Here is a 24066-nt window from a genome sequence, read left to right on the forward strand (position 1 = left end):
GAAAAGCCATGAGTGAAACGATAGCCGAAGACTTTTCACAACTGCGTGAACACTTGAGAGCCAATCATATTCAAGCATTTCGTAGTGAGTTTTTAGATTTACATATTTATGACCAAGGTCAATTTTATTTGAAATTAGAAGAAGATGAACGACAATTGTTATATGCCTATCTCTCGCCAAAAGAGATGGCGGACATGTTCGATGTTTTGGAAGAAGAACAAGAAGATGTCGAAGGTCTTTTAAAAGAAATGAAACCGAGTTATGTGGCAGAGATGTTGGCAGAGATGTATACCGACAATGCTGTCGACACGTTAAAGCAACTTGATCGTCAAGATGTTGCCAAGTATTTAAGTATTATGTCAAAAGAAAGTGCAGCTGAAATTAAAAACTTATTGCACTATGAAGATGAAACAGCTGGAGCGATAATGACAACGGAGTATGTTGCGATTGAGTCGCAACAAACCGTGGGTTCTGCCATGCGTTTATTAAAAGAAGAGGCAAGTAAAGCTGAAACGATTTATTATGTCTTTGTAAAAGACGTCAATGATTTTTTAGTTGGCGTTATTTCGTTGCGGGATTTAATAGTAAATGACGATGATATGTTGATTTCTGATATTATGAACGAGCGTGTTATTTCGGTGAAAGTTGGAGATGACCAACAAGATGTTGCGCGAACTATGCGTGATTATGACTTCTTAGCGATTCCTGTTACGGATTATGATGGACGGTTGCTAGGAATTGTAACCGTTGATGATATTATCGACGTAATGGACGAAGAAGCAACCAGTGATTATTCTGGTTTGGCTGGGGTTGACGTGGATGAAGTAACGGAAAATCCGTTTAAAGCAGCAGCAAAACGTTTACCTTGGTTGATAACGTTACTCTTTTTAGGAATGTCAACAGCGACGTTGATTGGGCGCTATGAAGAATTGGTCAGTGAAGCCAGTATTTTAGCAGTGTTTATTTCACTTATTACCGGAACGGCTGGGAACGCTGGAACGCAATCGTTAGCCGTTGCCGTCCGTCGTTTAGCCGTTCAAGATGATGAGCGTGGTTTTATGAGTCTGATTATTGGTGAAGTCTTAACAGGACTCATTACCGGCTTTGTCACAGGGGTAACGATTTTCTTAATCGTCGGGATTTGGAAACAAAACTTTATGTTAGGATTTGTTATTGGGATGGCCATGCTCTGTGCGATTACCGTTGCTAACTTAGCGGGTAGTTTAATTCCAATGGTTATGGATAAATTAGGGTTTGACCCGGCAGTCGCTAGTGGTCCTTTTATCACCACTTTAAGTGACTTAACGAGTGTACTCATTTACTTTAATATCGCAAGTTTATTTATGAGTTATTTTATTGGCTCATAACAATAGAAAAACCAGATTATCGATTAAGATAATCTGGTTTTTTTAATAGTTAACAATACGAGTTCCATGTACTTCATTAACTTTTAGTGTTTCCATGACCTCATCACAGTTTTCATATGTGACACCGCCGCCGGGTAAGATAATAATGCGATTGTTAGCATAAGCAATCAGCGATTTTAAATGCTCGTAGTGATCAGAAATTGGAGTTCCAGCCAGTCCGCCATGTGTTAAAATACGTGTTACTTCTTGTTCGGCAAGCCAGTCAATCGCGTCAAGCTGTTGCTCATGACTCATTTGATCAAACGCCATGTGGAATGTTATTTGTAGTCCTTCAGCTAGAGCGATAAAACGAGCCATGCTTTCTTTATCTAAACTATTGTCGTTATTTAATACGCCGATAACGATACCGTCAACACCTAGTGCTTTAGCTTCTAAAAGGTCGGTTTCCATGATTTTTAATTCGGTATCGTGGTAGACAAAATTGCCACCACGTGGGCGTATGATAGCCATAACAGGAATATCTTTTTCGTGACAGTAGTGAATGGTTTCCTCCATGACGCCTGTACTGACGGTTGTTCCGCCTGCTGCTAGGTTATCGCATAATTCTATTCGTGTGGCACCGGCTGCGATAGCTTTAGGAATATCTGTAAAGTTTTCTGCACAAAATTCTTTAATCAAATTAGGCACTTCCTTCTTCTTCATTTTCTATATTGTAGCATATTATGATAAAAAATATGGTATGATGACAAGTGAAAAATGTTTTTGAAAGAAGGAATTGGATTGCTAGAGAAGAAAAAGACGCGAGCAGCTCGCTTATTGAAAGCAAGTGAATCGATTTTGGCTTGCCCAAAATGCCATGCGACATTAACTATGGTGGAAGACCGTCAACTAATTTGTCAAGAAGGGCATACATACAATCTATCCAATAAAGGAACAGTATATTTTCCTGATAAAGCGATAAAAAATAGTTATGATAAAGTTATGTTAACGCATCGCATGAAGATGATTCAAGCAGGTCTCTATGCGCCTTTAATCTCTTCGATTCAAGAGGTGTTAGCGACACAAGAGGTGCGTGTATTACTAGATGCGGGCTGTGGCGAGGGTAGTTTTTTAGCGAAACTTTTGCCTGAACAGTCTGAAGCAGCTTATTTCGGATGTGACCTTTCAAAAGAAGGGGTTGAATTAGCGACGCAACATCAGGGAGATGTTTCATGGTTGATAGCAGATATTACACGGTTGCCGTTTCAAGACCATTCAATCAGTCATATTTTGAATATTTTTTCGCCTAGTCATTATGAAGAATTTCAACGTGTGCTGCATGACGAAGGCCAAGTGATTAAAGTCGTACCACGCGAAGACTATTTAAAAGAGTTGCGCGCTTTATTTTTTGAAGACGATGTTGATAAACAAACCTATCAAAATACGCCTGTCAAAGCTAAGTTTTACGACAGTTTGCAAGTGGTTTCTGATACTGCGATGACTTATTCTTTTTCAATTCCGCAAGCATTACGAGAAGATGCGGTTTATATGTCGCCCCTACATTGGAGTGCTTCTGAAACTGCAAGAGAGCGTGCGTTAAAGCAATTACCAGAGACGCTAACCGTATCGGTTGATATTCTAATTGGAAAAAAGTACAGAAAAGTCAATAAATTTTCATAATCTTGTTGCAAAGGTGTAGACCTTCTGATATAGTAAGTTTAGTTGTTTTTCATTAGTTTTTATCAGATTCCTGTTCTGATAAAAGTTAGTGAAGAAAACTTTGCTAACGTAACGGACTCGCCGTGATTGACACCGAGCCGATACGTTTTTTTTTATGAAAAAATGGAGGGAAAGATATGACGAACCATATTGTTTTATTTGAACCATGTATACCTGCCAATACTGGCAATATTGCCCGAACTTGTGCGGCGACCAATACTCCATTGCATTTAATTGAGCCATTAGGATTTTCAACTGATGACAAAATGTTGAAGCGTGCGGGGTTAGATTACTGGCACGATGTGGATATTACGTACCATGCTTCTTTAGAGGCCTTTTTAGAGTATGTGGGAGAGCAACCTCTTCATCTCATCACAAAGTTTGCGAATCAAACCTATGTGGATGTTAATTACGCTGACGACCAATCTCACTTTTTTATTTTTGGAAAAGAAACGACGGGATTACCTGAGCCCTTTATGAAAAAGTACGAGCATCAATGTTTAAGAATCCCGATGAATGACGAGCATGTTCGTTCACTTAATTTATCGAATACAGTGGCCTTAGTTCTTTATGAAGCATTACGTCAACAATCATTTCCAGAATTGGAATTGACTCACGTGTATGAACACGACAAATTAAAGTAAACAGATTTGACTCACGAATGATTTTCGTGAGTTTTTTTAATAGGTCGTTTGTTTTTTTAAAAGTCATATCGTCGTCTAAGACACAGTGCGTCTGTCGTGTTATAATAGAAGATAAATATAGATTAGGAGAATCGACATGCCGTATAAATATCCAGATGATAGTTTTACTTTGCACACTGACTTGTATCAAATTAATATGATGAAAACGTACTGGGAGTTAGGGCGAGCGGATCAACACGCTGTCTTTGAATGTTATTTTAGAGAGATGCCGTTCAAAAATGGTTATGCTGTTTTTGCTGGTTTGGAGCGATTGGTTCATTATTTCGATCGTTTGACTTTTTCTGAATCAGACATTGATTATTTACGAGAAGTAGAAGAGTATCCAGAAGCCTTTTTAGATTATTTACGTGAATTTAAATTCCGCTGTACCGTACGTTCCGCTGTGGAAGGAGAGTTAGTCTACAGCAATGAACCGATTGTTCAAATAGAAGGACCACTCGCGCAGTGCCAGTTGGTTGAAACAGCGCTCTTAAATATCGTGAACTATCAAACGCTAATTGCGACGAAAGCTGCTCGAATTAAGTCGGTTGTAGGGGACGATTTATTAATGGAATTTGGTTCTCGTCGCGCTCAAGAGATGGACGCTGCGATTTGGGGAACGCGTGCTGCTTATATTGGTGGTTGTGATGCGACTAGTAACGTCCGCGCTGGTAAAATGTTTGGTATTCCAACGAGCGGCACACATGCTCATTCGCTCGTACAGTCTTACTGTAATGATTATGAAGCGTTTAAAGCCTATGCGCAAACGCATCGCGATTGCGTCTTTTTAGTGGATACTTACGATACGTTAAAATCGGGTGTTCCCAATGCGATTCGTGTCGCACGTGAATTTGGTGATAAGATTAACTTTTTAGGCGTGCGTATAGACAGTGGGGATATGGCGTATATTTCTAAAAAAGTACGCAAGCAGCTAGATGAAGCTGGTTTCCCTGAAGCCAAAATTTACGCGTCTAATGACTTAGATGAAGCGAAAATTTTGAGTTTGAAAATGCAAAAAGCGAAGATTGATGTTTGGGGTGTAGGGACCAAGCTGATTACCGCCTATGACCAACCAGCTTTGGGTGCTGTTTATAAAATTGTTTCGATTGAGAATAATGAGGGTGAGATGGTAGATACTATTAAACTTTCAAGCAATGTGGAGAAAGTATCCACACCGGGTAAAAAACAAGTATGGCGCATTACAAGTAAAAAAGACCAACGTTCCGAAGGGGATTATGTGGCATTAGCCCATGAACGCCCTGATTTACTAGATGAGTTGTACATGTTCCACCCCGTGCACACGTTTATCAATAAAACAGTCACAGATTTTGAGGCACGTCCGATTTTACAAGACATTTATGTGGAAGGGGAGCGCGTATATCAACTACCAGACTTAAAAGACGTGAAGCGCTTTGCTGATGTCAATCATGAAAGTTTATGGGAAGAATACAAACGCGACTTAAACCCACAAATATACCCCGTTGATTTATCACAGGCGGCGTACAATCATAAATTAGCGATTATTGACCAAGTACGTGAAGATGTAAAAAAATTGTCGAAATGATGCTAGGCAGTCTACGGAATAGTCAGTTTCCGTAGACTCTTTTTAAATGATAAAAGGAGAGAATGACATGAGACCTTTGCAAGCTGAAATAAAAAAAGTGTTAGCGGTGAAAGAAACTATTGACCCTCAAAAAGAAATCGACATGCGCGTGTCTTTTTTGAAAGAGTATTTAAAACAACATCCGTTTCTAAAGACCTATGTACTAGGCATTAGTGGGGGACAAGATTCGACGTTGGCTGGCAAACTAGCGCAAATTGCGATTGCTGAATTGCGAGAAGAAACGGGTGATGACAGTTATCGTTTTATAGCGGTGCGTTTGCCTCATGGTGTGCAAGCGGATGAAAGTGATGCACAGGCTGCTCTTTCGTTCATTCAACCAGATGAGTCATATGCGATTAATATTGAACCAGCTGTTTCGGCAATGGTCGCCACATTTGCAGAGCAAAATTTACCAATAGGCGATTTTAATAAAGGAAATATCAAAGCGCGTCAACGTATGATTGTCCAATATGCAATTGCTGGAGAACGACAAGGGGCAGTCATTGGGACTGACCATGCGGCAGAGAGCGTCACTGGTTTCTATACTAAGTTTGGTGATGGGGCATCCGATATTTTTCCATTAGCTGGGTTAAATAAACGTCAAGGTCGCTTGCTTTTAAAAACGTTAGCCGCACCTGAATCGTTATACTTAAAAATACCAACAGCTGATTTGGAAGAAAATCAACCGATGTTACCAGATGAAGTCGCTTTAGGAGTGACGTATGATGAGATTGATGACTATTTAGAAGGTAAAAGTGTGAGTGAGGCTGCTGCAGAACAAATTGAACGCCACTATTTAAAGAGTGAACATAAACGTCATTTGCCGATTACGCCGTTTGATACCTTTTGGAAAAACGAGCTAAAGAGTTAAAGAGATGCGTAGTCAAAAAGCTATAATCAAACGTGTCGTCAAACAGAGTGTATTACTTATCGCAATCACGTTTATTAGTAATTTATATTTACAGTGGATGCAAAATCAGTTGTCTGTGACGTTAGTGTATAAGTTTGCCTTTCAATGGCATGTTGCGAAATTCTGGTTATCCACAGCTGTACTATTCGTTGTCTTAATGTGGATGATTGCCTTACTTGGGTCTTTTACTAGAGGGATTAGCTTGTATCTTATAACGATAGTAAGTATCGGGTTAGCAACCTATTTTAAAATGCGTTACCGAGAAGAACCGCTATACCCAGATGATTTACGCATGATTACCGAGTGGCGATTATTTCAAGATATACTGGGCAAGCCGTTATTTATCTTGATAGCGATTAGTTTAAGTGTGTTAAGCATATGGTTGCTATATGCTTTGTGGAAAAGTCGAAAACTCTCAAGTTATCAACAGCTCGTGCGTGTACTGTGCTTTGGATTGATGACAGGTCTACTCGTTTCAATCGGTCACTTTAATCAAGATAATCATTGGTTAAAAAAGCAGTATAGCAAAACAGCGTTATGGATTCCTTATAGTCAAAAGATGAATTATTATAATACCGGATTTGTTGCCGGCTTTATGTATAATTTGAAAGTGGAAGCTATGGAAAAACCAGCGAACTATTCACTGCAAGAAGTCGAGCGTATTGTGGAAAACTATCAGCACTTGGCGGAAGAGGAAGCGCGCCATACGTTGCAAGACCAACCGAATATCGTCTTTATCATGTCGGAAAGTTTTTCAGATCCACTGCGACTGGAGGGGATTCGTGCGAGCCGTGATCCGTTAGCAGTGTATCGCGAACTTGTTGCTGATACTTATCACGGTCAGATGTTATCACAAAACTACGGTGGTGGCACGGCAAATATTGAATTTGAAGCGTTAACGGGTTTTTCAATGGGGACGATGAATAGTCAAATGACAACACCCTATACGATGTTAGTACCCAAGATGAAACGCTTGCCTTCTGTTGTCTCGCAATTAAACGATAAAGGTTATTATACAAGTGCGATACATCCTTATAATAGTTCGATGTATAAGCGCCAAGATGTCTATCGTCGATTAGGTTTTCAGCAATTTATGACGGAAAAAGAAATGACGGCGACAAAAAAAATCGAGCAAAATCCTTACATTTCGGATGAAGCTGCGTTAGATGAAGTGTATCGGCTTTTAAAAGAAAAAAATGCTCCTCAGTTTATTCATTTAGTTACGATGCAAACACATATGCCGTATAAAGAAAAGTACCCGAATACGACATTAACAGCAGATGGTGATAGTCAGACGATTACTTTAGCGAACTATATGACAGATATCGAATATACGAGTCAAGCGTTAGCTGATTTTTTACCTAAGTTGCATCATTTGGGACGTCGTACGTTAGTGGTTTTCTTTGGGGACCATTTACCTGGTATTTATAGTGAGGCATTTAAGAAAAGCTTACCTGAAGAGGAATGGCGTCAAACGGAATTTTTCTTCTATGATAGTGACTATCACTTGTCTTTTTCTAATCAGACCTCGTCAGTACTTAGTCCCATTTATTTCTATCCGTTATTACGTCAACAAGCGCAATTACCTATTAGTACGTGGGACTATTTGTTGCTACAATTGCAAGAAGCGTTACCAGCGTTTGAAGCGGACCTCAGTTATGATGGATCTGTATGGCAATCAGGGATGAAAATTCCGCCAAAAGCAAAAAAATTATTTGCGGATTATCAGATGCTCCAATATGATATTCTTTCGGGTAACCAGTATAGTCTAAATACCACACTCTTTAAAGAATTGAAACAAGATCTTCATTAAGAAGGTCTTGTTTTTTTATTTCAGTACAAAAATGTTTTTACCAAAAGCTAAAGGAAATACTAAAGCGTGATACGATGGGCTTTATTTAATTGGAAATTAAGTGGTGACAAAAATACGAGGTGTTCGCTAGGTGTTTGTGAAAGTAGCTTGTTATAATAAATAGCGAATGTTAAAGGAGTGTGTAAAATGAAGGATGCAACGTATTGGGCAGAAAAAATTAAAAATCGAGAGGTTTCACCAAGTGAGTTACTGAAAGAAACAGCTCGTCAAATCGAACAGAAAAACCCTTTATATCATGCTGTTGTTGAAAGTGATTTAGAACAGGCTCTGAAAGAATTGGAAACACTGACATTGGATTTAGATGCGCCTTTTACAGGAGTACCATTTGCCTTGAAAATGTTAGGTCAAAATAAAAAAGGAATGGGTGCGACAGCAGGGTCACGCTTATTAGCAGATTATCGAGCAGAGTCCACTGATTATTTTGTTTCAAAAATAGAACGAACGGGCTTTATCCCGTTTGCTAAGACGAATGTCCCTGAGTTTGGCTTTAAAAATATTTCAGATGCTTCATTATATGGCGTGACGCGTAATGTATGGAATCCAGAACATCACGCAGGTGGTTCAAGTGGTGGAGCGGCGTCAGCTGTGGCGAGTGGGATGTTTCCTATTGCAGGTGCTAGTGATGGCGGTGGCTCGATTCGTATCCCCGCTTCATTTTCTGGATTAATAGGCTTGAAACCGACACGAGGGAGTATGCCTGTTGGTCCGGGGAGTTGGCGTGATTGGCAAGGAGCGTCGATAAACTTTGCTTTGACCCTTTCCATGCGTGATACGATGACGCTTTTTGAACATATGAGAGGAACGTCAAAAGCCGCACCTTATCAAGCTCCTTTCAGTGATTATCAGTTAGCCACACAAACACGCCCATTAAGAATAGCTTATTGCGTGGATTCTCCGGTTGGAACACCTGTATCTCAAGATGCTAAAAATGCGTTAAAACAAGCCATAGACTTTCTAGCCAGTCAGGGACATGAGTTAGAAGAAATAGCGTATCCAGTAGACGGGCGTGCGCTAATTGAGAGTTACTATGCGATGAACGGTGCGGAAACGGTCGCGATGTTTAGTCCAATGACGGCCGCATTGAAACGTGATTTAACAGAACAAGATATGGAAGCCATGACGTGGGGCTTGTATCAATACGGGCAACATATTCCAGCAGGGGAGTATGTACAGGCCTTACAGTTATGGGACGAAGCGACTGCGACGATGGAACAGTTATTCGAATCTTACGATGCCTTTTTATCGCCGACTGCGACCGATGTAGCGCCAAGAATTGATACCGATTTACAGAGTGATGGGATACGTGCGGGCTTAGAAAATGCTCGTTATCTCGATAAACCTGCTTTGAAAAAGCTCGTATATGAGATGTTTGAAAAGAGTTTAGCGATTACGCCATACACACAATTAGCTAATTTAACTGGCCAACCAGCCATTAGCTTACCGACGTATGTGACGTCAACAGGACTACCTATCGGGATTCAATTAATGGCATCAAAAGGACGAGAGGATATTTTATTCCGTGTGGGACAATTATTTGAAAATGAACAAAAATTCTATTTACCAAGTTACTATAATGTTTAAGATGAGGAGCAATAGAGAATGAAAAAGAAATGGTGGATGACAGTAGGTTTAGTAGCGGCAGTCGTAGGACTTGCGGCATGTCAAACGAACGAAAAAGATAGTACGGCGGCAAAACAAGATGCAAGTTGGGAAAAAGTGGAAGAGCGTGGCCGTTTAATCGTCGCAACGTCAGGAACACTTTTCCCGGCCTCTTATTATAATGATAAGAACGAACTGACTGGCTACGATGTCGAAGTCGCAAAAGAAGTAGCGAATCGTTTAAAATTAGATATTGAATTTCAAGAGTATAATGTAGATGGAATGTTAGCGTCTGTAGAAAAAGGCATGACAGACTTAGTTGCCAATGATTTTGGGATGAGTGAGGAGCGGTCGAAGAAATTTGCTTTATCTATTCCAATTAAATATTCATTCGATAGCATGATAGTCCGTAAAGAAGATAATTCCGGTATAGCGTCATTAGAAGATTTAAAAGGTAAAAAAGCAGCCGGAGAAGCGACGACTGGTTATATGAAACTGGCTGAAAAAATGGGTGCAGAATTAGTGAGTTATGATAATGCGACAAACGATCAATACTTAACAGATGTTGCTAATGGTCGTACCGATGTTATTTTAAATGACTACTACTTACAAAAAATGTCTGTGGCAGCATTGCCTGATATTCCTGTTAAAATATTAGAGGATGTTTATTTTAATCCGTCTAGTTCAGGCTTTTTCTATCCAAAACAAAATGTTGCGTTACGCGAAAAGATTGATACAGTGCTAGAAGAAATGCAAGCTGACGGTTCACTTAAAAAACTATCTGAAACATTTTTCAATGCAGATGTGTCGGTAGAGCCTGATGTTAAAGTCGATAAGACTGTGACGATTGATTAAGATGATAGGAGCTGTCTACATCCCAAAAATCAATCCAGTTTTAATGTGGGAGTCGCTACCATTTATTTTACAAGGTTTACCTTACACAGTCGGTATTAGTGTCGTGACCTTCTTATTGGGAAATATTTTTGGGCTTTTTTTAACCATGTTGATGTTTAGTGAAAGAAAGATAATTCAACTCTTTGTCAAAGGCTATACCTCTTTTATGCGTGGTGTACCAGGGTTAGTGCTGTTATTTATTCTATATTTTGGCTTGCCGTATCAATTAACGGCCTTACAAGCCGTGATTATTTGTTTCACAATGACGAGCAGTGCCTTTTTAAGTGAAATATACCGAGGTGCAATTAGCGGAGTCGATAGTGGTCAGTGGGATGCAGCTAAAGCGTTGGGATTACCCTATACGAAAACGATGTATCAAATTATTATTCCCCAAGCATTTCGTATTGCCATCCCGTCATTAGGTAACGTAGCCATGGATTTGGTGAAAGGAACATCGTTAGCTGCGATGATTACCGTACCTGAAATCTTCCAAAAAGCGAAGATTATTGGCGGGCGTGAATTTGACTATATGAGTTTATATATCTTAGTCGCTATTTTATATTGGTTACTGTGTTGGGTAGTTGGAAAGATTCAATACTATATGGAACGTCGTTATGCCGTTTATCAATAAGAAAAGGTGTCCTGTTAAAAGGGCACCTTTTTTCGTCGACGATTAAATTTTGTAAGTAAAAAGATAGGTAAGAGAATTAGTAAGAGATAGTATAAGCTTCCTATTAAAATCACGAGTAGCAGTGTTTTAGATGTCAGAGGATTGGAAATATAAACATGAGTTAAACTGTCAATACTAAAAGGGAAGAGACGAGGTTGTTGTATGTGTAAGTAGTCAGTCGCAGATTGTGTCAGAGAACTTAATTTTATATGGTAGTAATTGCTACAATAAGTTAGTAAGTACTGCCAAAGAGTTGATTTTACGATATAAAAAAGGATAAAAACGGCAAGGAATGAGCTTACAAGTAAACGCACTATAATTAAAAAAGGTTGAGTAAGATTTTTTTTCGCTTGCTTGAAAAAGTACCAAATAACTAAATAAGATAACAGTGTGATAATCAGAGTGAAAAATAAGCCCCACTGTTGTTGATGTCCCCACCACTCTTGTTTAACTTGTTGTAAAGCATCGTTTTTGATATGCCAAGTTCCAGTTATCGGTTGCAATTGTTGCCAACGTTGTTCTAAAGAGTGAAAAATTTCTAAGTTAGCGCGATAAAGAAAGGCACCTATCGTAAATAATCCCATTAAAAGAGCTTGTAAAATCATAATGATAATCAAAAAAGTCGCATGTCGCCGTATCGATTTCATTCACCATTCACCTCATATCTCTACTATAAAAAAAAGATATGAATAAATTATGATAAAAGCTTTGTTAATTAAAGAAAGAACACTGCCAATAATGACAGTGTTCTTAATGTTATTCGCTATCAGCAGCAGTTTCTTCGCTTGCTACATCGGGTTTACCAAAGTATTCTTGGTATGTTTTTGATTCATATAAGTCTACAGTTGATTGATTATTATGCTGACTGTAAACGCTAGTTGAATTTTTGCCTTTTTCTTTTTCAATCTTTTCAAGGCGTTCGACTTGATTTTTATAGTTATAAGAATCAGGTTTGACTGGCTCCAAGTTACTGTTTGTATAGTAACGGAGTAAATCGCCATTTGTTAAAGCATCTGACGTTTGCAATTGTTGCTGTCCAGCTTCGCGAATTTGTTCGATTTGAGCAGTTTGCTCTTCAGTCGGTTCTAAGATCATTTGTCCTGTTTTGTTCAGATAAGCATTGTCGCCAATAATCGTGTATTCAGGTGTCATAATATCACCGTTACGGAATGTAACAATCTGACTGTTTTCTGGAGAGAATAAATCTTGACCTAACATCAAGTATTTATTGCTATCAATGCCTAATAAGTGTAATAAGGTAGGTAGAACGTCCACTTGTCCACCAAATGTATGATTGACAAATCCTTCTGTTTGACCAGGGATATGGAACATTAATGGAACACGTTGTAATTGCGCGTTATCGTATGGTCCCCATAAAGACGGAGATTTATCTAGTAACTCTGCTAATTCGACGTTGCGTGAATCGGAAATACCATAGTGGTCACCGTAAAGCACAATCATACTATTTTCGTATAAGCCTGAAGCTTTTAAGTAGTTAAAGAACTCTTCGACCGCTTTATCAAGATAGTTGGCTGTTGCAAAGTATCCATTAATCGTTGTATCTTTGGTGTTTGCCATTGGGAAACCAGCATCGCCATCTTTAAATTCTGAATACGGATAGTGGTTAGATACCGCAATAAACTTCGTGTAAAACGGTTGTTGTAGATGTTCTAAATATTGTGTAGATTGTTGGAAAAATGGTTTATCATGTAAGCCATATTGGAATGAATTATCTTCATTGACGTCATAGTAGCTTCCGTCAAAGAAATAATCATAACCTAAATGTTTATACGTTTCGTTACGATTCCAAAATGTCCCTGCGTTACCGTGGAAGACGGCACTAGTGTAACCCGCTTCCTGACCTAAAATAGCTGGAGCTGCTTGGAAGGTATTTTTATTACCCAGTTGTGTAAATAAAGGACCTTGGTCTAAACCAAAGAATGAATTTTCTAATAGTGTTTCAGCATCACTCGTCTTACCAGATTTTACTTGGTGGAAGACGTTGTCAAAACTATAGGTTGCTTGGTCATTAAATAGACTGTTTAGGAAAGGTGTGACTTCATGAGAAACACCATTTTCATCTACTAAGTGATAGCCAATCATGAATTGTTGTAAACTTTCTAAGTGAACGTAGATGACGTTTTTCCCTTTAGCAACGCCAAACATTTTTTCGTTTGGTGGTGTTTGGTGATGGCTGACATATTCTTCAATCGAAACTAAGTCGTTTTCGCTTGCTTGAGCGCGGTTTTGGTTCGCTTGGTATGTTTGCAAGCCGTCATAAGCAGTAAATGCGTTAATACCTAGATATTTGACAATATAGTCTTTTGAAAACGTCCGTTTGAGTAGTTGTGGACGGTCTGCTTCCGCTAATGATAAGTTAATAGAAAACATCAAAACGGACAGGGACGTAATCGCAAACGCTAAACGGAAACGAATCGGTTGTTCATCGACATTGATTTTCTTTTTCCAAAATAAAACGCCAAGAATAGGGAAATCAATTAAATACAATAAATCATATGGTCGGAATAGACGTAAAGCACTTTCGCCTAGACCTGATGCGACTTTACCCGCACCAAGCATGGTGTTGATTGTAATGAAGTCCGTAAACTCTCGATAATAGACGACATTTGAAAATAGTAAAATCGACATTGCGATATAAATCAAGGTTGTCGTCCAGTAAGCTCGTTTAGGATTTTTAACGTATAAACCAATCGACAGAAGCAATGTTGCTGTCGCAAATGGATTGATAAATAGGATGAAATACTGGAACAGGCTTTCAATCCCTAGATGAAAGTCTACTAAGTAGGCAAACATCGTTTTTGCCCAAAGGAGAACAACCAGTAGGACAAAGTAACCGATACGGGTTTGTAGTTTATTTAAATTTAATTTTTTGTTCAATTTGATACTTCCTTTCAAAATAAGGTGCGGCTTGTGTAAATGGCTATTTAAGCCACAATATCTCTATCATAACTATATTACAGTTTTTGAAAATGAATGTCAATTTTCACTATGTTCATTTTCAAAGGAAATCATTTTTTATTTTGGTTTCAAAGTGTGTTAAACTGAAAAATGATGGCATAGCTTAAGATAAATAGCTAATCATAGCATGACATAAAAATGTGAAGGAAATGTGAGTGAATCATGATAAATATTCAATTAAAGAAAAGAGCGGCAAAGCGCGCACGAAGTGGCTATCCACTTATTCAAGCAGAAGATATTCAGTCGTCGCCAACTAAGTGGCAAACGGGTGAATGGGTGACCTTTTATGATGCTAGCCAGCAGTACGTAGGGACAGGTTATTTAGGAAAGCAGAACAAAGGGATGGGATGGATTATAAGTCGCGACCAGACGGCTCGACTTAATCGTGCTTTTTTTGAGCGATTGTTTCAACAAGCTTTTGATAAGCGACAAGCCTTTTTCGCAGATGATTTGACTACAGCTTTTCGTATTTTTAATGGGGAGGGCGACGGCTTAGGCGGTTTAACTATAGACTGGTATGATGGTTATCTTTTATTGACGTGGTATAACGATAGCTTGTATCAAATGAAGCCGCTCCTTTTAGAAGCATGCCAAGCAGTGTTGAAGGATATACAAGGGATTTATGAGAAGAATCGTTTTGATTTACAAGGACTACCGGAATCACAACATATTGCCGGTTCAAAAGCACCAGAACCTTTAATTGTTAAAGAAAACGGTGTCTCATTTGCGACGTATTTAGATGACGGCATGATGACGGGTATCTTTTTAGATCAAAAAGAAGTCAGAGGGCGGCTAGTTAATGGCCTGATGGCAGGTGGTCGTGTTCTTAATACGTTTAGTTACACGGGTGCTTTTTCAGTCGCTGCGGCAATGGGAGGCGCTATCGAAACGACGAGTGTGGATTTGGCCAAAAGAAGTCGTGAAAAAACTACCGAGATGTTTGAAGTCAATCAATTAGCTTTGACTACTCATAATATTGTGGTGATGGATATTTTCGACTACATTCGCTATGCCAAACGCCATGCCTTAACGTTTGATATGGTGATACTTGACCCGCCAGGCTTCGCGAGAAATAAGAAGCGAACGTTTTCTGTTCAACAAGATTATGACCAACTTGTCGCAGACATCGTACCACTTATAGAAAAAAAAGGTTATTTGATTGCGTCTACCAATGTAGCTAGTCTATCATACGAGCGATTTAAAGAAATGGTTGAAACAGGGTTAGCGACTAGTCATCGTGCTTATCGATTGGTTGCTACGCATCGTTTGCCTGAAGATTTTGCTGTACATCCACATTTTGAAGAAGGTAATTATTTGAAAGTGTTATTGTATGAATTAGATTAGAGGTCATGCAAATGGAAAATCATGAGTTAGTAGGAAAAATCTGTGTGCCTCTTATTGCCAGTGATGAGTCTGCTCTTTTTTCTATGATAGATGAGGCTATAATGAGTGGCGCGGATATATTAGAGTGGCGTGTTGATTACTATCCTTTTCAAGCATTAGAGGAAATTGACCGACTACTGACGTTGATACAAATGAAAATTGGCACTGTTCCACTGATTGTTACCTATCGCTCTGTGGCTGAAGGTGGCAAAGGTACTGCTTGTTTAGATGATTATAGTTATTTTTGTGACAGGGTCGTGTTACATCCAACAGTGACTTATTTAGATGTAGAATGGACGAAATGGAAGACAGTTGCTAAGCACTCGTCTATTCATAACTATTTGGGAAAAATTATTTTATCTAAGCACGACTGGACGGTAGGAGTAGAGGAGCAATCAATACAAAAAACGATACAAGCGATGCAAAGAGTCCAACCTGCTATTATAAAAGTAGCCGTTACGCCAAAAGACGCCAACGAAGGAGAAGTGTTGGAACGCATGCGAAAGGCCTATGTGTTTCCTAACAAGACGAGTTCTTCCGCTTTATTACTAATTGGCATGGGCGAATGGGGAAGAAATCTACGTATTAGCGGACACCGGTGGGGAAATCCTTGGACCTTTGCATCTTTGTCCAATCATGAAGCTTCAGCGCCGGGACAGTTGACGGTAAGAGAGCTGCAAGAACTTTGGCGAAAAGGAGAGGATTTTTGATGAAAAAGAAAAAACATCATGTCAAGACGAATGCCGTTCGTTTTTTAGAAAAAAATAAAATCCCTCACGAAACGCGCGAATTTGAAGTGGGAGAAACGCACGCTTCGGCGAAGGAAATTGCGATAACATTAGGCATTGCGCCTGAAAAATTATATAAGACGATTGTTTTAGTGGGAAAACAAACTGGCCCGCTTGTCACTGTCATCCCTAGTCATCATTCGCTAGATTTAAAAAAAGTAGCCAAAGTCAGTGGCAATAAAAAAGTCGAATTATTATCTTTAAATGATTTAGAAAAAGTGACGGGATACATTCGAGGTGGCTGTTCGCCGATAGGAATGAAAAAGCACTTCCCTACATATTTAGCCAGTGAAGCAATGCAATGTGAAGAAATCTACGTTTCAGCTGGCAAACGTGGTTATCAAATGCGTTTAGCGCCTAAAGATTTACAAGCGGCGACGCGAGCAGAAGTCGTAGATATTTGTGAATAGAATAAGCGTGCCGAATGTTTCAAACATTCGGCACGCTTATTTTTTATAGACTTAAAAATTCACGAGCAATCGTTTCATTGACAGTAATCATTTTATAGAAGTCTTCGATTTTGACATGTTCATTTGGTTGGTGCGCATTTTTGGTTTCACCAGGTCCAACGATTAAGATAGGGAAGTCTTTTTTAGCTCTTCCAAATTGTGAACCATCAGTATAACCTGTCATACCAAACGTACCAGGTTCTTGACCGCGAACATCTGAAACAACTTTTTTAGTTAGAACAGTGAAAGGATCATCTAATTCTGTGCGGATGGAAGGCAAATCATTGATAAACTCAATATCCGCTTTAAAGTCTGGCACACTTTTCTCTAATTGCTCTAGAATATCGTGAAATTGTGCTTTTAATGTTTCATGGTTTTGTTTTTTGATAGTACGAATATCTAAACTAATCGTGCATTTGTCAGGAACGACATTGGTACCGTTGCCGCCGCTAATAACATTTAAGCTAGAAGTAGAGGCGCCGACTAAATCATCCACGTAAGAGCCAAAATCAAATGTCTTTTTGATTTCATTGATAACTAATAACATATGCTCAATCGCATTGACACCTTGGTCGGGCATGGAGCCGTGAGCTGTCTTACCGTAAGTGGTAATTTGTGGCCACAATGCGCCTTTATGAGCTACACCGATATCAAGATTCGTAGGTTCACCGATAATTAGGGCATCCAAATCATCTGCATAGCCTAAATCGACTAATTGACCGGCGCCAATTGCGCTTGTTTCTTCGCCGATGGTTGCAAGTAATTTGAGCGTGCCTTTGAATGGTACGTTGGCTTCTTTTAAGCGAATCATGGCGACGACACAGGCGATTAAACCGGCTTTCATATCACATGTACCACGACCGTATAGTAAACCATCTTTCTCAACAGCCGCAAAAGGTTCTTCATCCCAAGCGACTTCACCAACGGGGACAACATCCATATGACCAGATAAGCCTAAAACGGGTCCTTCTTCTGCTCCTTTTAACGTTGCGATTAACGAATTACGTCCAGGGCTGTATTCGACTTGTTCACAAGGAATACCATAAGAAGTAAGTAGTTCTTCTAACGTATCGGCGACCATTTTTTCTTTTCCAAGTACCGTTTCCATTTGCACCACTTTTTTTAGTAGGGCTAAAGCTTCTTGATTTTTCATATTAAACGCCTCTTTCTTTTTTTATTTTTATGATAAAGATGTTTCTTTTGTTTTCTTAGGGATAACAAAAACAATCGATAAGATAGCTAAAACACAGAATAGAATGTTTGTGATTAAACCATAGGTAGCGCCTTTTGTAAAGAATTGCCCTTGACTGATACCATTATAGACGGCAGCTGATATAGCCATTCCTAATGCGCCCCCTAGTGAACTCGCCATTTTATAAATACCAGAAGCGACTCCTGCTTTTTCATCAGAGATGCTAGACATAGCAGTATCGGTTGAAGGTGTTGCGTAAATACCTAATCCAACACCAAATAAGGAGTAACCAATAAAGACTAAAATAAAATAGGCAGTACCTTGTACCATTGTTAAAGCCATTAAACTAACCCCAATTCCTGTGGAAAGCGTTCCCCATAGCATTGGTTTACGTGCACCAACTGTTTGAAGCAGTTTTTCACCGACACGGATAGTAATTAAGATAAGAGCTAAATAACCAATAGATAAGAATCCTGTTTGCATCGAGGTTAAACCGCGACCTTGTTGAACGTAAGTGTTGATAACGAATAATGTTCCCGCTACGGCATTTAGCAAGAAGTTTGAAATAGTTGCTCCAGTAAACTCGCGATTGTCAAATAATGAGAAATCTACGAAACTATTACTTTTTGATGTTTCAACTTTGTAAAAAAGAAAAATGCCAATAATGAAAGTAACAAATAAAACAATGATAGTAGGACTTGTCCAACCAAGAGTGGCACCTTGAGAAACTCCAATATTTAAAGACATCATGGCAATGACAAAAAGAATCAGTCCTGCAAAATCAAATGCTTGTTTGTTGGTAGTCGTTACTTTGCTCTCTGGCACACCTTTAATAAAAAGACCACTTATTACAGAAATTATGATTGAAAAAATAAAAATCCAACGCCATCCTAAAGAACTTGCGACAGCACCACCGAAGAACGAGCAGAAACCTGAACCACCCCATGAGCCAATTGACCAAAAACTTAAGGCGCGTTGACGTTCTTTGCCATCATAATATGTTTTCACTAAAGCCATTGTGGCAGGCATGATACAAGCAGCTGATAAACCTTGTAAGACGCGACCGATTAAAAATAAAGGCGCTCCAGTTGTCACGACTAAAGCTAATGACCCGATGATATTTAGCAGTAGTCCAACATAAGTAAGTCTAACGCGACCTAATCGATCGGCAAGACTACCTGCGACGACGATGAAAATTCCACTCATCAGAGCAGTGACAGAGATTCCTATTCCTAGTATTCCGTCGCTAATACCTAAGTCGGCTTGCACTTGTGGTGCGATATTGACAAATGATTGAGCGAATAACCAAAATGTTAAAACACTAAAGACAATTCCAGTTAATAATTTGTTCGTTCCGCGATAACGCGAATGACCTGTTGAAGGTTGTATTGTTGATTCCACACTTTCATCTCCTTAAAAATAAATTGAAAAATGACTAAAATAAATGTACATTTATTATTAACTTATAGTTTAAAGAGAATATGTCTTATCACAATACTTTTAATTTCAAAAACACGAACGAATTATCATGTAAGTGTCTCGATAGAAACAAATGACTGTAAAATAGGAATATTCATTCTAAAGGAGGGGAAAGAAGTGGAACACAATATTGAATTAAATTTGTTTACGACCGCACATTACCATTTTCATATCTATCAAGAAGTCACGTTATTATTAGCTATTGAAGGGGAAGTGCATCTTGTATATGAAGAAGAAATCACCTTACAATCAGGGATGATACTTATTGTTAACCCTATGGAATATGTTGAGTTTTTACCTGGAAAGCAAGTAGGAACATATATTGAGTTGCGAATTAACCCCTTGTATTTTGCTTCGTTATTTCCAGAGTATTTTCAAGCGACATTTGAATGTAGTCCAAAGCAACTTCGAACGGGTAAACGTGAGGCTATTTTACTTATGAGAAAATATATGGCAGAACTGTGTTTAGTCGAGTTTTCTAGTACTCAATATGGGAAGCTAAAATCTGCCTTACTAGTCAATCAACTGTTATTTACTATGGTTCAGCATTTTCAACGAGAACAGCATGATAGTATTCGTCAATCTGAGGTTAGTCAAAAAATAGCAGAAGTTTTGAGCTATTTGTCACAGCATTTACATGAAGAAGTGACAATGGAAAAATTGGCTGAGTTATTTTATATGTCGCCAGCGTCGCTTTCAAAACATTTTAAAAAGGAAACGGGTATGTATTTTTCGCGTTATCTTGCGATGATTCGTGTGAAACATAGTTTAATGGACTTGTGTTATTCCAGCCAGACAATTGAAGAAGTAGCCTCTAAAAGTGGCTTTGCTAACAGTAAGACGTATCGCAAACAATTTCGCGAGTTTTTCCACGTGTCTCCAAGTGAATATCGCTTGTCTTATCAGAAAGAACAGTCGCTGTCAAAAGACAATAAAAAAGAAGTGAAAGAATGGACACATTCGCTTGCCCAAACCATGTACCGCTATACACTGAATGAGACAGAAGATCGTCTGACAATGGAAACGGCTAATACTCACAAGCAACGGACGATTTTTTCTAAAGGATTATCCGTACAACGACAACACGGAAAAGTTATTTTACATTTAGGTTGTTTAGAAAATGTTAGCAACGAGCGTATTCAAAATGAGATTCGTCAAATTCAACAAGATATGGCGATTGATTATATTGGAGTCCAGTCATTATTTTACGAAGTGCCTTTATCGTATAATATTCATCGCCAGGAAAAGATGAGTGCTTTTCCCGCATTTGAAAGACTCGATCATGTCATGGATTTTTTAGAAAAACAACAGCTTTCTGTATTTTATGATATTTATTTGCCTGATTATCAGTCACTCAATCTTGAAGCAAAACATGCACGGATTAATTTTTTACGTCATTTACAAAATCAATACGGTCAAAAAGTACTCGGAAAATGGAAAATCAATGTAATATTTGAGACCGATGAGCCATCATGCTACGAATCGGCATTTTGCGAAGTGTTAGCTATTTGTCGCTCGATAAATCCGATGCTAGAAATCGGCGCAGAAATTCCATTACCTGATCCATTTATGGAAAGCCAGTCATTGTCAAAACGCAGTTTCTTTGTGCGAAATATCGTTCCTCACTGTCAGTTTTTAAGTTTTCGAGCAGACCCAAATGAAGCCATTCGAATGGCTCAAAATAGGTTAGAAGGAACGGAAACAGCTCATGATTATATTTATCATAAGACCAAAGCGCTGCGTCAGTTGTTGCATCATTGGGGTGTATCACTGCCACTTTATTTAACGGAGTGGAATACAATAACGGGAGACACTCGGAATATGAATGGCACTTTTTTTAGAGGAGCGATTATTTTAAAGGAGATTATACGGCTAGATAAATTGGTAACTGGGTATGGCTTTTGGCTGAATATTGATCTTTATGAACATCATAGAAAGACACGCCCTATTACGAATGATAGTTTAGAACTATTTCACTATTATCAAAGCCGTCGCCCAGCTTATTTTTGTTTATTACTGGCACAGCGTATGGAAGGAGAACTCTTAGCTGAAGGGAAAGATTACATCCTAACGAAAAATGGGGGAGTTTATCAATTGTTAATTTGGCATTCTTGTTACTTTAATCCGGATTTATCCACAGAGGAAACCTTTTTAAAGAGTCAATCAATTGAATATGAATGGATGATACCTGAAATTCCTCCCCACCATTATCAAGTAAAGCAAATCGATTTTTCACGAAAAAGTGGGGCGCTGTTTACTTCGTATTATGATTTTCAAAGTGTTCATTCTTTAGATTATGAAACACAACGCTATATTGCGACCATGACACGACCTAAAATCAGTGTTTTTGATAGCTATATCGACGAGGGATTTCATTATTCGACCCTACTAGATGTGAATGCCGTTATGCTATTAGAATTAACACCGATATTTTTTGAATTATAAAAAGCCTAGCGATTTTTCGCTAGGCTTTTGTATCCTTTTAGCTTATTTTGAAACGTTTCGTTCAAATACTTTTTTTTCTGGAAGTGGATAATCTTCTAGAGACTCTCCTTCGATTTTTAATGCTTGTTCAAAATCTTCGATGGATAAATCTAAGCGACGTGATAGGTCAAACACACTGTGTAAGACATCGTGGAAATACATGCTGTTACCTTGTTCGAAATAATCTTTAAATTCGCGACTAGTGTTGCTATAACCTGTTTCTTCTTGGAATTTTTTAGATTCTTCAACAAAGTATTGGAAGTGTGCTTTTGTTTCGTCAGCGAAATGATTGAAAATCTTAATCGCAAGAACTAAGTCTTGATGCCAATTTTCAAAGGTTTTTTTCGCTAAACCGTTTTGTACTTCAATTAATTCAAAGCGATCGTTACGAATATGTTGCGTCATTAACATATTCATATTTAGGTTAAGTCCAGTATAAGAGACATCATCAAATTGTAGTTGTTTCATTTGCTCCAATTCTGAAGCAAGACTTTCAGGTGTAAATTGTCGATTTTCAAGTGTTTGATAAACTTTTTTTTGTTGAAACATACATACTCCCCCTTATGATTTTCACTGTATATTGTCCCTTTATTATATAGTAATTCCTTATAGAAAGCTATTAATAGTGGAAATAGCTAGCAGTTTCTGCAGCATGTTTTCCAGCAACATAACCTGTAACAAAAGCAGAAGTGATATTATAACCTCCCGTGTAGCCGTTAATATCTAATAATTCTCCAACAAAAAATAGTCCGTCTACTTTTTTACTTTGAAAGGATCGTGGCTCAATTTCCTTTAATGAAACACCGCCACCTGTAACGAACGATTTGTCTAAAGGATAGGTACCAACAGCATTTAAAGGCATTTCTTTTAAAAAGGTCACAAGACGATCAATTTCTTTTGGTTGTAATTGTTTCATAGGAGTTTGGTCGTTTGTTTGCGTTTCATCAATAGCAAATTGTAATAAACGTTCAGGAACGAGACCTTTTAAGCCATTACGCAAGGTTTTGCCTCCGACTTCTTGTTGTTTCGATTGAATCCACGCGACTAAATCGTGTTTAGATCGGTCAGGTAAAGCGTCGAGCCTTAACTGGACTGGCGCTCCATGATTTTCTAAACCTTGGTTCACAAACATACTGCAACGTAAGGCAGCTGGACCTGAAATGCCAAAGTGAGTAAACAGCATATCCATACGATGCGTGACTTGGGCTTTTCCTTTTGTATTCAAAACAGATAGTGCAACATCTTGTAATGATAAGCCTTGTAACGTTTTTTTGGCAACAAAAGGATTGTTCAGTTTTATAGGTGATTCAGTTGGATAGAGGGGGGTTACCGTATGTCCTGCTTTTTTGGCCAAACGATAACCAATACCAGTGGAGCCGGTATATTGATAGGTCATCCCTCCTGTCGCTATAATCACGCAGGGAGCAACAAATCGTTCTCCGTTTTCTAAGTGGACGCCTTGGATACGCCCGTCTTCGATTAAGAGTTTTTTTATGGGAGCATTCGTCAAGAGTTTAACATCGTTATCGACGAGAGCCTCATGCAGTGCTTCGACAATTGTGCGTGATCTGTCAGTTACTGGGAATAGACGACCATGGTCTTCTTCTTTTAGTTGAACGCCTCGTGATTCAAAGAACTTGCGAATATCTTCATTATTAAATTGAGAAAAAGCGCTATATAAAAATTTTCCGTTACCGGGTATATGGGCAATAACATCTTCTGGCGCGTGGGCATTAGTCACGTTACATCGTCCGCCTCCTGTTAATAGAAGCTTTTTTCCTACGCGTTTATTTTTTTCAATGAGTAGGACTTTGGCACCGTGTTCAGCTGCACTAATCGCTGCCATCATGCCACTTGTACCAGCCCCTACCACAATTACATCATACATTGTGTAAAACCTCCATTCGTCTTTAGTTTATCATAGCCAAAGACGCACAACTAGTGATGTGATAGGATATTTTTTCTGTTTTTTTCAGAAAAGTTAAGATATAATGAGAAAAGAAACAAGAAAGAAG

The 24066-nt window shown here is 38.7% G+C and carries 20 protein-coding genes; 13 read left to right on the forward strand and 7 right to left on the reverse strand.

Features of this window, described 5'->3' with window-relative positions; genetic code table 11:
* Positions 1-8 precede the first annotated feature (8 nt).
* On the forward strand, positions 9-1367 hold the full coding sequence (mgtE, locus tag M2919_RS09160; RefSeq protein WP_126760723.1) for a magnesium transporter: 1359 nt from the start codon (positions 9-11) through the stop codon (positions 1365-1367).
* A 42-nt stretch (positions 1368-1409) separates the two neighbouring features.
* On the opposite strand, the gene M2919_RS09165 is transcribed toward mgtE, so the two are convergent.
* Positions 1410-2045 carry a copper homeostasis protein CutC gene (locus M2919_RS09165; protein ID WP_248849502.1) on the reverse strand — a complete coding sequence of 212 codons (636 nt, stop codon included), beginning with the start codon at positions 2043-2045 and terminating at the stop codon, positions 1410-1412.
* An 84-nt stretch (positions 2046-2129) separates the two neighbouring features.
* Here M2919_RS09165 and M2919_RS09170 point away from each other — a divergent pair, with 84 nt between their 5' ends.
* The 8 genes from M2919_RS09170 (at position 2130) to M2919_RS09205 (ending at position 11258) form a co-directional block, all read left to right on the forward strand.
* Entirely contained in the window at positions 2130-3026 is an 897-nt protein-coding gene (locus M2919_RS09170; RefSeq protein ID WP_248848721.1) for a methyltransferase domain-containing protein, read from the forward strand.
* A gap of 176 nt (positions 3027-3202) precedes the next feature.
* Positions 3203-3709, forward strand: coding sequence for a tRNA (uridine(34)/cytosine(34)/5-carboxymethylaminomethyluridine(34)-2'-O)-methyltransferase TrmL (trmL, locus tag M2919_RS09175; protein ID WP_202585751.1), 507 nt, complete (start codon positions 3203-3205; stop codon positions 3707-3709).
* Positions 3710-3845: 136 nt separating this feature from the next.
* Positions 3846-5312, forward strand: a complete 1467-nt coding sequence (locus M2919_RS09180; RefSeq protein WP_248848722.1) for a nicotinate phosphoribosyltransferase — start codon at positions 3846-3848, stop codon at positions 5310-5312.
* 67 nt (positions 5313-5379) lie between these two features.
* Complete coding sequence (gene nadE, locus M2919_RS09185) at positions 5380-6222, forward strand: ammonia-dependent NAD(+) synthetase (RefSeq protein ID WP_248848723.1); 843 nt, start codon at positions 5380-5382, stop codon at positions 6220-6222.
* A gap of 4 nt (positions 6223-6226) precedes the next feature.
* Positions 6227-8074, forward strand: a complete 1848-nt coding sequence (locus tag M2919_RS09190) for an LTA synthase family protein (RefSeq protein ID WP_248848724.1) — start codon at positions 6227-6229, stop codon at positions 8072-8074.
* A gap of 186 nt (positions 8075-8260) precedes the next feature.
* Positions 8261-9715, forward strand: a complete 1455-nt coding sequence (locus M2919_RS09195) for an amidase (protein ID WP_248848725.1) — start codon at positions 8261-8263, stop codon at positions 9713-9715.
* Between the two features lie 18 nt (positions 9716-9733).
* A complete protein-coding gene (locus M2919_RS09200) occupies positions 9734-10588 on the forward strand; it encodes a transporter substrate-binding domain-containing protein (protein WP_248848726.1) in 855 nt (284 codons plus the stop codon).
* Position 10589: 1 nt separating this feature from the next.
* Positions 10590-11258, forward strand: a complete 669-nt coding sequence (locus M2919_RS09205) for an amino acid ABC transporter permease (protein ID WP_248849504.1) — start codon at positions 10590-10592, stop codon at positions 11256-11258.
* Positions 11259-11272: 14 nt separating this feature from the next.
* On the opposite strand, the gene M2919_RS09210 is transcribed toward M2919_RS09205, so the two are convergent.
* Both M2919_RS09210 and M2919_RS09215 read right to left on the reverse strand, forming a co-directional pair.
* Positions 11273-11944, reverse strand: coding sequence for a hypothetical protein (locus M2919_RS09210; RefSeq protein ID WP_248848727.1), 672 nt, complete (start codon positions 11942-11944; stop codon positions 11273-11275).
* A gap of 109 nt (positions 11945-12053) precedes the next feature.
* Positions 12054-14195 (reverse strand): LTA synthase family protein, encoded by a 2142-nt coding sequence (locus tag M2919_RS09215; RefSeq protein ID WP_420857188.1) that lies wholly within the window; start codon positions 14193-14195, stop codon positions 12054-12056.
* A 246-nt stretch (positions 14196-14441) separates the two neighbouring features.
* Between M2919_RS09215 and M2919_RS09220 the strand changes: the two genes are divergently transcribed.
* From M2919_RS09220 to ybaK, 3 genes are read left to right on the forward strand one after another with little or no spacing between them, the layout of a single operon-like run.
* Positions 14442-15620, forward strand: coding sequence for a class I SAM-dependent rRNA methyltransferase (locus M2919_RS09220; RefSeq protein ID WP_248849506.1), 1179 nt, complete (start codon positions 14442-14444; stop codon positions 15618-15620).
* Between the two features lie 11 nt (positions 15621-15631).
* Positions 15632-16369, forward strand: coding sequence for a type I 3-dehydroquinate dehydratase (locus M2919_RS09225; protein WP_248848728.1), 738 nt, complete (start codon positions 15632-15634; stop codon positions 16367-16369).
* Positions 16369-16857, forward strand: coding sequence for a Cys-tRNA(Pro) deacylase (gene ybaK / locus M2919_RS09230; protein WP_126760713.1), 489 nt, complete (start codon positions 16369-16371; stop codon positions 16855-16857). The genes M2919_RS09225 and ybaK overlap by 1 nt, the downstream gene beginning before the upstream one ends.
* Before the next feature lie 43 nt (positions 16858-16900).
* Here the strand turns inward: ybaK and M2919_RS09235 are convergent, their stop codons facing one another.
* Both M2919_RS09235 and M2919_RS09240 read right to left on the reverse strand, forming a co-directional pair.
* Positions 16901-18049: an ArgE/DapE family deacylase gene (locus M2919_RS09235; protein ID WP_248848729.1), complete on the reverse strand. Its 1149-nt coding sequence runs from the start codon at positions 18047-18049 to the stop codon at positions 16901-16903.
* Positions 18050-18076: 27 nt separating this feature from the next.
* Positions 18077-19489: an MFS transporter gene (locus M2919_RS09240; RefSeq protein ID WP_248848730.1), complete on the reverse strand. Its 1413-nt coding sequence runs from the start codon at positions 19487-19489 to the stop codon at positions 18077-18079.
* A 195-nt stretch (positions 19490-19684) separates the two neighbouring features.
* Here M2919_RS09240 and M2919_RS09245 point away from each other — a divergent pair, with 195 nt between their 5' ends.
* A complete protein-coding gene (locus M2919_RS09245; protein ID WP_222318834.1) occupies positions 19685-22012 on the forward strand; it encodes a helix-turn-helix domain-containing protein in 2328 nt (775 codons plus the stop codon).
* Positions 22013-22054: 42 nt separating this feature from the next.
* Here M2919_RS09245 and M2919_RS09250 read toward each other — a convergent pair whose 3' ends face one another.
* Positions 22055-22600: a hypothetical protein gene (locus M2919_RS09250; RefSeq protein WP_126760710.1), complete on the reverse strand. Its 546-nt coding sequence runs from the start codon at positions 22598-22600 to the stop codon at positions 22055-22057.
* A 70-nt stretch (positions 22601-22670) separates the two neighbouring features.
* Positions 22671-23939: a BaiN/RdsA family NAD(P)/FAD-dependent oxidoreductase gene (locus M2919_RS09255; protein ID WP_248848731.1), complete on the reverse strand. Its 1269-nt coding sequence runs from the start codon at positions 23937-23939 to the stop codon at positions 22671-22673.
* Positions 23940-24066: the final 127 nt, after the last annotated feature.

The organism is Vagococcus lutrae (assembly GCF_023299185.1).
GTDB lineage: Bacteria > Bacillota > Bacilli > Lactobacillales > Vagococcaceae > Vagococcus_A > Vagococcus_A lutrae.

What these genes read in the sequence shown, in the direction of transcription:
- mgtE (WP_126760723.1), top strand. Translation starts at nt 9, where the DNA reads ATGAGTGAAACGATAGCCGAAGACTTTTCACAACTGCGTGAACACTTG.
- trmL (WP_202585751.1), top strand. Translation starts at nt 3,203, where the DNA reads ATGACGAACCATATTGTTTTATTTGAACCATGTATACCTGCCAATACT.
- M2919_RS09180 (WP_248848722.1), top strand. Translation starts at nt 3,846, where the DNA reads ATGCCGTATAAATATCCAGATGATAGTTTTACTTTGCACACTGACTTG.
- nadE (WP_248848723.1), top strand. Translation starts at nt 5,380, where the DNA reads ATGAGACCTTTGCAAGCTGAAATAAAAAAAGTGTTAGCGGTGAAAGAA.
- M2919_RS09190 (WP_248848724.1), top strand. Translation starts at nt 6,227, where the DNA reads ATGCGTAGTCAAAAAGCTATAATCAAACGTGTCGTCAAACAGAGTGTA.
- M2919_RS09195 (WP_248848725.1), top strand. Translation starts at nt 8,261, where the DNA reads ATGAAGGATGCAACGTATTGGGCAGAAAAAATTAAAAATCGAGAGGTT.
- M2919_RS09200 (WP_248848726.1), top strand. Translation starts at nt 9,734, where the DNA reads ATGAAAAAGAAATGGTGGATGACAGTAGGTTTAGTAGCGGCAGTCGTA.
- M2919_RS09205 (WP_248849504.1), top strand. Translation starts at nt 10,590, where the DNA reads ATGATAGGAGCTGTCTACATCCCAAAAATCAATCCAGTTTTAATGTGG.
- M2919_RS09210 (WP_248848727.1), bottom strand. Translation starts at nt 11,944, where the DNA reads ATGAAATCGATACGGCGACATGCGACTTTTTTGATTATCATTATGATT.
- M2919_RS09225 (WP_248848728.1), top strand. Translation starts at nt 15,632, where the DNA reads ATGGAAAATCATGAGTTAGTAGGAAAAATCTGTGTGCCTCTTATTGCC.
- ybaK (WP_126760713.1), top strand. Translation starts at nt 16,369, where the DNA reads ATGAAAAAGAAAAAACATCATGTCAAGACGAATGCCGTTCGTTTTTTA.
- M2919_RS09235 (WP_248848729.1), bottom strand. Translation starts at nt 18,049, where the DNA reads ATGAAAAATCAAGAAGCTTTAGCCCTACTAAAAAAAGTGGTGCAAATG.
- M2919_RS09250 (WP_126760710.1), bottom strand. Translation starts at nt 22,600, where the DNA reads ATGTTTCAACAAAAAAAAGTTTATCAAACACTTGAAAATCGACAATTT.
- M2919_RS09255 (WP_248848731.1), bottom strand. Translation starts at nt 23,939, where the DNA reads ATGTATGATGTAATTGTGGTAGGGGCTGGTACAAGTGGCATGATGGCA.